Genomic DNA, 7989 nt, shown 5'->3' with positions numbered 1-7989 from the left:
TTGGCGCTGGAGGCTACACCGGCCTGGGTGTCTGCGCCGGTGGTCTGTTCGGTGGCAACCTGGGTGATGTCGTCGAGTGCGCCGAGCAGGTTGGTGACGTCTCCCCACTTGGACCGCTTCTCGTCCGCGTCCGGGGTGGCGCGACCGTGCCGCCCGCGGGCCAGATGCGGAACCGGCGAGGCCCCCAGCGCACGGTGTTGTGGGTCAGACACCGCGTCGCGCTGGGGGCCTCATCATGTCACTCCGCCCGAGCAGCCGATGTCGCCTGTACGGGAGAGGACGAAGGAGGGTTACTGGGTCTTGGGCAGGGTGAGGACGACCTTGTGCACTTCCCCGGGCGCGGGGGTTGCCTTCTTGATGTGCTTGGTGGGCACGTGCTTGGTGGCGTGCTTCTTGGTGGCCGGCTTCTTCCCCTTGATGTGCTTCTTCAGGGCGCGCTTCTTCGGGGAGCTGTGTGTTGTGCCAGTGGTGCCCGACTGCTGCGACTGGGGATTCTCGGCGATGATGTTGATCTTGCTGCCGTAGGTGGAAACCAGCGGGTCGGTGACGGTCGACGGGGCGTCGGTGGTCACGTCCACTGTTTTGCTGCTGTGGGTGGGTCCGCTCCCTCACGGGCGCACGTGAAAGCGGCCATTCTGGCAGATACCGCCAGCGCGTCGGAGAGAACCGGGGGCAGCCGGTCGGTGTCCGTCGCCGCGCGCAGTGCGGCGCGGGCCGTCGCCGCCTCGGCTCCCGGACCGCCTGCCAGCAGTCCGGCGTGCAGCAGCCGACTGGTCAGGCCCGCCATGAAGGCGTCGCCCGCCCCCACGGTGTCCTTGACCTGGACGGTCACCGGGGCGATGTCCTGACAGCCGTGTCGCCACCAGGCCCGGGCGCCGTTCGCTCCCAAGGTGAGCACGACCAGCGACGGCCCGTTGCCGGCCCAGCGTGCTGCTGTCTTGTCGGGGGCTTCGCCCGGGTGGAGCCAGGCGAGGTCTTCTTCGCTCGCCTTCACCACGTCGCTGATGGCGACGAGTTGCTCCACTCGTTCACGCTCTTGCTCCGCGGTGCGCAGTAGTGCGGGCCTGAGGTTGGGGTCGTAGGAGAGAGTGGCTGAGCTGCGCAGTGCGTGCAGGATGTTGAAGACCTGGTCGGCACCTGGGCTCAGGGCGGTGGCGATCGAACCGGTGTGGACGTGGGCCGGTGGTCCGTCGCGCAGCGCTTCCTCGACGCCCTTAGAGAGTGCCCAGGTGATGTCGAAGGTGTAGTTCGCAGCGCCAGCGGAATCGAGTACGGCTGTCGCTGTGGAGGTGGGGGCGTCGATCACTGATCCCGGGGTCAGGTCGACACCACTGTCTTCCAGGTGCTTTTGCACCTGGCTGCCGAAGTGGTCGCGCCCCAGGCGGGTGGCGAGTCGGACCGGGTGGTCCAGCCTGCCCAGGCCCAGTGCGACGTTGGCGGGGCTGCCGCCGGGATGGCTCCGCTGCGGACTGTCGGGGCCGGCGATGATGTCCACCAGCGCTTCGCCGATCACGAGCGCTGGGAGTCTGGATGCCGCTGAGAGCCTTCGGACGGTCGGGACTGCGGGCGTGGGCTCCGTGCGGACCCGGCCGGGCCCGCGTTCGGTGATCCCGGTCATGGCAGCACCTGGATCTTCCGGCCTTTGCCCGCCTTGAACTGCCGTACGGCCTCGGCGTAGTCCGCCAGCGGCAGCCGGTCGCTGATGAAGATGTCCGCGTCGAGGACTCCGCCGGCGAACAGTTCGGCGGCGCGCTCGTAGCTGTGCAGGACTGCCATCGAGCCGGTGATGGTGATCTCTTGGTTGTAGATCCGGTACGGGTCGATGGTTGCCCTCGTCGCGTAGTCGGCGACGCCGAACTGGAGGTAGGTGCCGCCCTTGCCGACTCGGCCGAGGGCGTCCTGGATGGCGTGGGCGTTGCCGGTGGCGTCGATGACCACGTCCCAGCCACGGGGGCGTTCGATCGCGTCGGCGGTGGTTGTCGCGTTGCTGCAGCCGAGGGTGCGGGCGGTGGCGAGCCGGTCCTCGTTGATGTCGACCATGTCGACCGTGGCCGCGCCCGTGCGCTTGGCGAGCTCCAGCATCATCAGGCCCATGGTGCCCGATCCGTAGATCAGCACATTGCTGGCGAGCGTGGAGCGCAGGATGTCGTAGCCGCGCACCGCGCAGGACAGCGGTTCGATGAGGGCGGCGTCCTCGGTGCGGACGTGGTCGGGGAGTTTGACGCAGTTGGCGGCGGGGGCGACCGTGTACTCGGCGGCGCCGCCGGGGACGGAGACGCCGATGGCGTTGAAGCGTTCGCACAGGTTGCCGCGTCCTATGCGACAGTAGTGACATTCGTGGCAGTGCAGCGAGGGGTCGACGGCGACCCGGTCGCCGACCGTGAGGTCGCGTACGCCGGCGCCCAGGGCGACGATCTCGCCGGCGAACTCGTGTCCCGGGATGATGGGCAGGGTGGGTGCGAACTCGCCCTGGAGGATGTGGAGATCGGTGCCGCACAGGCCGCAGGCGGAGACCTCGATCACCACCTGCCCAGGGCCGGGTGTGGGGTCGTCGACGGTCTCGACGCCGACCTGGCCGGGTGAGCTGATGACGGCGGCTTTCACTTGACTGCTCCAAGGGACAGGCCCTGGACCAGCTTGTCCTGGGCGGCGAATCCGGCGATGAGAACCGGCAGGGAGATGCAGACGGCGGCGGCGCACACCTTGGCCAGGAACAGGCCCTGGCTGGTGACGAAGCCGGTGAGGAACACGGGTGCGGTGCCGGCGACGACGCCGGTGAGCACCCGGGCGAAGAGCAGTTCGTTCCAGCTGAAGATGAAACAGATCAGCGACGTGGCGGCGATGCCGGGGGCGACGACCGGGGCGACGATCCGGGCCAGGACGGTGGGCAGTCCGGCGCCGTCGATGGAGGCCGCCTCCAGGATCTCGACGGGGACCTCGGAGAGAAAGGAGCGCATCATCCACACCGCGATCGGCAGGTTCATCGAGGTGTAGAGGATGACCAGCAGCGCGACATTGTCGAGCAGGCCGGCGTTCTTGGCGATCAGGTAGATCGGCAGCAGTCCGGCCACCGCGGGCAGCATCTTGGTGGACAGGAAGAAGAACATCGCGTCCGACCACTTGCGCACGGGCTTGATGGACAGCGCGTAGGCGGCCGGGATGGACAGCACCAGCACCAGGAGTGTCGACATGAGGCTCGCGGAGAAGGAGTTGATCAGCGGCGGCCAGGGAGACATTCCGGTGCTGGAGCCGAAGAACTCCCGGTAGCCCTGGAGGGTCAGCGGCGCCCCGATGCTCGGCGGGTTGGTCGCGGCGTCGGGCTCGCTGTGCAGCGAGGTGAGCACCATCCAGGCGACCGGGAGGAAGAAGACGATGCCGCAGAGCCAGGCCAGCAGGCCGAGTGCGCCGCGCTTGCGACGAGCCGTAAGGCCCCCGGGAGAGTCAATGGTGGTAGCCATCAGCGGGTCTCCTCTCGGAGCAGAGACGAGACGGTCCTCAGCGCGAAGCTGCCCACGAGGAGGGAACACAGGACGACGATGACGCCCTCCGCGGACGCCTGCCCGTAGTCGTGCGCCTGGTAGAAGGTCTCGTAGACGGTGTAGGGCAGGTTGGCGGTGCCCAGACCGCCACCGGTGAGCGTGAAGACGGCGTCGAAGTTCTGCACCACGTAGATGCTGCCGAGCAGGGCGGCCAGCTCCAGATAGCGGCGCAGGTGCGGGAAGGTGAGGTAGCGGAAGACCTGCCAGGTCGTTGCGCCGTCCACGCGGGCCGCCTCGACGGCGTCCATGGGGCGGCTTTGCAGGCCGGCCAGCAGGATCAGCATCATGAACGGCGTCCACTGCCAGATCAGCGACGCCTCCACCGACATCAGGGGAATCGACGACAGCCAGTCGGGCTGCGGCGCGTGGTCGCTGCCGAACAGACTCCACAGCCAGGTCAGCGAGCCGTTGATCAGCCCGTAGGTGGCGTTGTACAGGGCGTGCTTCCACAGCAGCGCGGAGGCCACCGGCACCACGAGGAACGGGGTGATCAGCATGGTGCGGACGAGGCCGCGGCCGCGGAACTTGCGGTCCAGGAGCAAGGCCAGCCCCAGGCCCAGTACCAGGCTGACCAGAACCACCGTGACGGTCAGGGTGACCGTCGTCAGCAGGGAGGACCGCAGCTGCGGGTCGGTCACCGCGTCCTTGTAGTTCTGCAGACCCGCGAAGGCCTTGTTGTTCGGGTCGAGGGCGTTCCAGCGCATGAACGAGATCGCCACGGTACCGACGAACGGCAGCTGCGTGACCACGATCATGAAGATCAGGGCCGGGAGCAGCGGGGCCCGCCGGGCCCATGCCCCGCGGGATCGCCGTCGCCGAGGTGCCGCCTGGTGGGCGGTCTGCGGCGCCCGGGCACGCTTGGTGAGCGAATGAGTGAGGGTCATCGGTACATCTCCGCTGGGCTCCGGTGCCCCGGTCCCGCGGAGGCGGGACCGGGAGGCCGTGAGCGTCGGGTGGATCGGGAAGAGGTCACTTGGCCGCGTACTTGGCGGCGACCTTCTCGGCGAGTGCCTGGCTGGCCTTCAGTGCCTTCTCGACGCTGGTCTTGCCGGCGATCGCGGAGCTGATCTGCTGGGAGACCTGCGTGCCCAGGTCGGTGAACTCGGGGATGCCGACGAACTGGATACCGGGGGCGGGCCGCGGCTGCACACCCGGGTTGCTCGGGTCGGCGGACTTCAGCGCGTTCGCGGTGGCCGTGGCGAAGGCCGAGGCCGCGGCGACGTACTTCGGGTTGGCGTAGGTGGAGGTCCGCTTGCCCGCCGGGACGCTGGACCAGCCGAGCTTGGCGCCCACCAGGTCCTCGTACTTCTTGCTGGATGCCCAGGAGATGAACTTCCAGGCGTCGTCCTGGTGCTTGCTCGCCTTCTGCACACCCCAGGCCCAGGTGTAGAGCCAGCCCGAGCTCTTGGTCTGGTCGACCGGTGCGGGCGCATAGCCCATCTTCCCGGCCACCGGCGACCCACTTGCTTCGAGCGACCCGGCGGCGGAGGTCGCGTCGTACCACATGGCGACCTTGCTCTGCTCCGTGTCGTTGAGGCACTCGGCGAACCCGGACTGCGGGGCTCCTGCCTCACCGTGGGCACGGACGAGGTCGACGTAGAACTTCGTGGCCTTGGTGAAGGCGGGGCTGTCGACCTGGGCCTTCCAGTCCTTGTCGAACCAGGTGCCGCCCATGGTGTTGACCACCGTGGTCAGCGGGGCCATCACCTCGCCCCACCCCGGCAGACCGCGCAGGCAGATGCCCTTCATGCCGGGCTTGGCGCCGTCCGCCTTGGCGGCCAGGGCGGCCACCTGCTGCCAGGTGGGGTTGGCCGGCATGGTCAGCCCCTTCTCCTTGAAGATGTCCTTGCGGTACATCAGGAAGGACGACTCGCCGTAGAACGGCTCGGCGTATATCTGGCCGGACGCGGTCAGCGACTGCTGCATGGCGGGCAGGATGTCGCCCTGATCGAAGGCGGTGTCCTTCTTGGTGTACGAGGTGAGCGGGGCGAGCCAGCCGTTCTTGGCGTAGATCGGCGTCTCGTAGTTGCTGATCGTCGCCACGTCGTACTGGCCGGCCTGGCTGGAGAAGTCCTGGGTGATCTTGTCGCGGACGTCGTTCTCGGGCAGCACCGTGAAGTTGACCTTGATACCGGTCTCTTTGGTGAAGTTGTCCGCGGTGAGCTTCTGCAGGTCCGCCATCTGCGGGTTGTTCACCATCAGCACGTTGATGGAGTGCGAGCCGGAGCCGCCCCCCGAGCCGCCCGCGCCCGCACAGGCCGTGAGCAGTGCGCCGCACATGGCCAGCGCGCCGAGCGGCACAGTGCGCCGCAGAACATTCCTTCTTGAATTCATGATCGTCCCTTTCATGAAATGTCGGGTGTGGGTGGGGAGGGGCGGGTGACATGTGGGATCGGGCAGAGGGGGGGGCGGCTGTGCAGGCAGGGAGGTGTCGTCGGAGCGGCTCCGGAGGAATCCGTCCCTGGCGTCAGTGGGGTGGGCTGAGCTGGTCAGACCCGGTGGACGCGGGGTCCCATCAGTGAGTAGCGGTGCGCTTCGGCGCTGGAGAGCCCGGTGTCGGTGACGATCGCCTCGAAGTCGTCCACCCCGGCGAAGCGGCAGAAGCTGCTCGCGCCGAACTTGCTGTGGTGACCCATGAAGACGCGTCGGCGCGACACGGCCAGCGCCTTGGCCTTGACGTCGGCCACCACCGGGTCGGGGGTGGTCAGGCCGAGTTCACGGGAGATGCCGTTCGACCCGAGGAAGGCCAGGTCGATGACGAATCGTTCGAGCATGGAGCAGGCCCATGAGCCCACGGTGGCCAATGTCCGGGCTCGGACTCGGCCTCCGAGGAGCAGCACGTTGAGCTGCGGGGAGTCCACGATCGCGGCTGCGGTGGATAGTGACGCGGTGACCACGGTCAGGGGTCTGTCGCAGGGGAGGAGGCCAGCGAGGAGCTGGGGGGTGTAGCCCTCGTCGACGAATACCGTCTCCGCGTCCCCGACGAGCTTGACGGCCTCAGCGGCAATACGGCGCTTGTCCTTGACGTGCAGGGTCTCCCGTTCGGGGAGGCCCGTTTCGAAACCAGCGCCCTCGACGGGATAGGCGCCGCCGTAGGTGCGGCGGAGCAGGCCCCGGCGTTCCAGGACGCTGAGATCGCGGCGGACGGTCTCTGGTGCCACGGCCAGATCGACCGCCGTGGTGGTGACCTCGACCCGTCCCTGGTGACGGGCGAGTGCGAGAATCCGGCTCTGACGCTCTTCGGCGTTCATCGCGCTCACCTCGCCTTCCGTTCCGGTTCGGGCACGGCGTGCCCGGTCTTGCCGGACATTTATACCAATCAGCTTTTGGCGCAAAGCGGCCCACAATGGGCCTGAAATGGCCCGATGATGCCTGATGGGATTACATGAATCCGCAGGTCACGGCGAGGTCGTATGTTTTGTTCCATTCATCGTTGCCCGGGTGGGCCGCCTGTCCTGCCCGGTTCGGGCGGAGAGCGGACTGTGGTCGACCCCATCGCTGCTCGCGCTCGGCTGGAATAGCCGGGGCGGCAAGATCGGGCAGTTCTGAACGGTCCGTTGAACGAGTTCGGATGCGCCGCCGGCCTGGCCCTGCAGGCCAGGCCAGTGCATGAGTCAGGTGTGTTATGCGTGGGGAAGGTGTTGTTTGTCGCCACGCTTGTACACCTGCGACGGACGGCCATGTGAAGAGGATCCCGGGCTGTAACCAGCCGGCGGCCCTGCGGCGGTGCGCTTGCGCCTGGACGTTCCACTGGCGCAACCGCAGACTCCGGCCGGAGCAGTTCCCCACCCCCGTCTCCGCGTGGTCGGAAAAGGCGGGCCCACCCGCACGCCGCCAGGCGTCGACGCTTCAAGTGCGCCGACGGCGGTCGTGCAGGTGAGCCGGTCACCTGTGGCGTTGAGCGCATCAGGGGAGCAGGATTTCCGCGATCGCGCGGTAGGCGGGAAGTGGGTCGTCACCCAGGGCCTGTACCGCGACGTGGTCGGCGCCGGCGTCCAGGTACTCGGAGAGACGTGCTGCGAGCGCTGATGCGCCGCCCCACGCGACCATCGCGTCGATCAGCCGGTCGCTGCCCTCGTTCGCGAAGTCCTCGTCGGTGAACCCGAGCCGGCGGAAGCTGCTGATGAAGTTGGTCAGCGGCAGATAGATCTTCACCGTGTCGCGTCCGAGGGATCGCGCGCGGGCGGTGTCGCTGTCCAGGATGACCTTGTGCTCCGGCGCGAGGAAAGGACCTTCACCGAGTATCCGGCGGGCGTCGCGGGTGTGTTGCACTGGTCAGGAGGCCTGATGCCGCCGCGCCCGCCGACGCCGCCCCAGCCCCGACGGCGAACGCAACGAGGCTTCCCAACTCGCCGACCGGCTCCAGCAACCCGGCTTCGCCAAACGCGACATCGCCCGCATCATCGACTGCGACCCGTCCCTGGTCTCGCAGTTCTACACCAAGAACAAG

Annotated in this window: 9 protein-coding genes; all 9 read right to left on the bottom strand. The window is 68.0% G+C overall.

Annotated elements, in window-relative coordinates; translation table 11 throughout:
* On the bottom strand, window positions 1–212 hold a 212-nt coding region (locus MB828_RS02145), incomplete at its 3' end, for a hypothetical protein (protein ID WP_301646675.1).
* 78 nt (window positions 213–290) lie between these two features.
* The gene (locus MB828_RS02140) at window positions 291–572 is read right to left on the bottom strand and encodes a hypothetical protein (protein WP_301646674.1); all 282 of its coding nucleotides are present in this window, start codon (window positions 570–572) and stop codon (window positions 291–293) included.
* Window positions 569–1513, bottom strand: coding sequence for a carbohydrate kinase family protein (locus tag MB828_RS02135; protein WP_301646673.1), 945 nt, complete (start codon window positions 1511–1513; stop codon window positions 569–571). The genes MB828_RS02140 and MB828_RS02135 overlap by 4 nt, the downstream gene beginning before the upstream one ends.
* Before the next feature lie 101 nt (window positions 1514–1614).
* Window positions 1615–2604, bottom strand: a complete 990-nt coding sequence (locus tag MB828_RS02130) for a zinc-dependent alcohol dehydrogenase family protein (protein WP_301646672.1) — start codon at window positions 2602–2604, stop codon at window positions 1615–1617.
* Window positions 2601–3458 (bottom strand): carbohydrate ABC transporter permease, encoded by an 858-nt coding sequence (locus MB828_RS02125; protein WP_301646671.1) that lies wholly within the window; start codon window positions 3456–3458, stop codon window positions 2601–2603. Before MB828_RS02125 ends, MB828_RS02130 begins: the two co-directional genes overlap by 4 nt.
* Complete coding sequence (locus tag MB828_RS02120; RefSeq protein WP_301646670.1) at window positions 3458–4423, bottom strand: carbohydrate ABC transporter permease; 966 nt, start codon at window positions 4421–4423, stop codon at window positions 3458–3460. The genes MB828_RS02125 and MB828_RS02120 overlap by 1 nt, the downstream gene beginning before the upstream one ends.
* Before the next feature lie 85 nt (window positions 4424–4508).
* Window positions 4509–5873 (bottom strand): ABC transporter substrate-binding protein, encoded by a 1365-nt coding sequence (locus MB828_RS02115; protein ID WP_430381315.1) that lies wholly within the window; start codon window positions 5871–5873, stop codon window positions 4509–4511.
* Between the two features lie 155 nt (window positions 5874–6028).
* On the bottom strand, window positions 6029–6790 hold the full coding sequence (locus MB828_RS02110; protein WP_301646669.1) for a DeoR/GlpR family DNA-binding transcription regulator: 762 nt from the start codon (window positions 6788–6790) through the stop codon (window positions 6029–6031).
* 655 nt (window positions 6791–7445) lie between these two features.
* Window positions 7446–7811, bottom strand: a complete 366-nt coding sequence (locus MB828_RS02105) for a hypothetical protein (protein WP_301646668.1) — start codon at window positions 7809–7811, stop codon at window positions 7446–7448.
* Between the last annotated feature and the right edge of the window lie 178 nt (window positions 7812–7989).

The organism is Streptomyces arenae (genome assembly GCF_022343545.1).
Classification (GTDB): Bacteria; Actinomycetota; Actinomycetes; order Streptomycetales; family Streptomycetaceae; genus Streptomyces; species Streptomyces humi.
The sequence above is the reverse complement of the archived record's forward strand: the minus strand, read 5'-3'. Positions and strand labels throughout refer to the sequence as shown.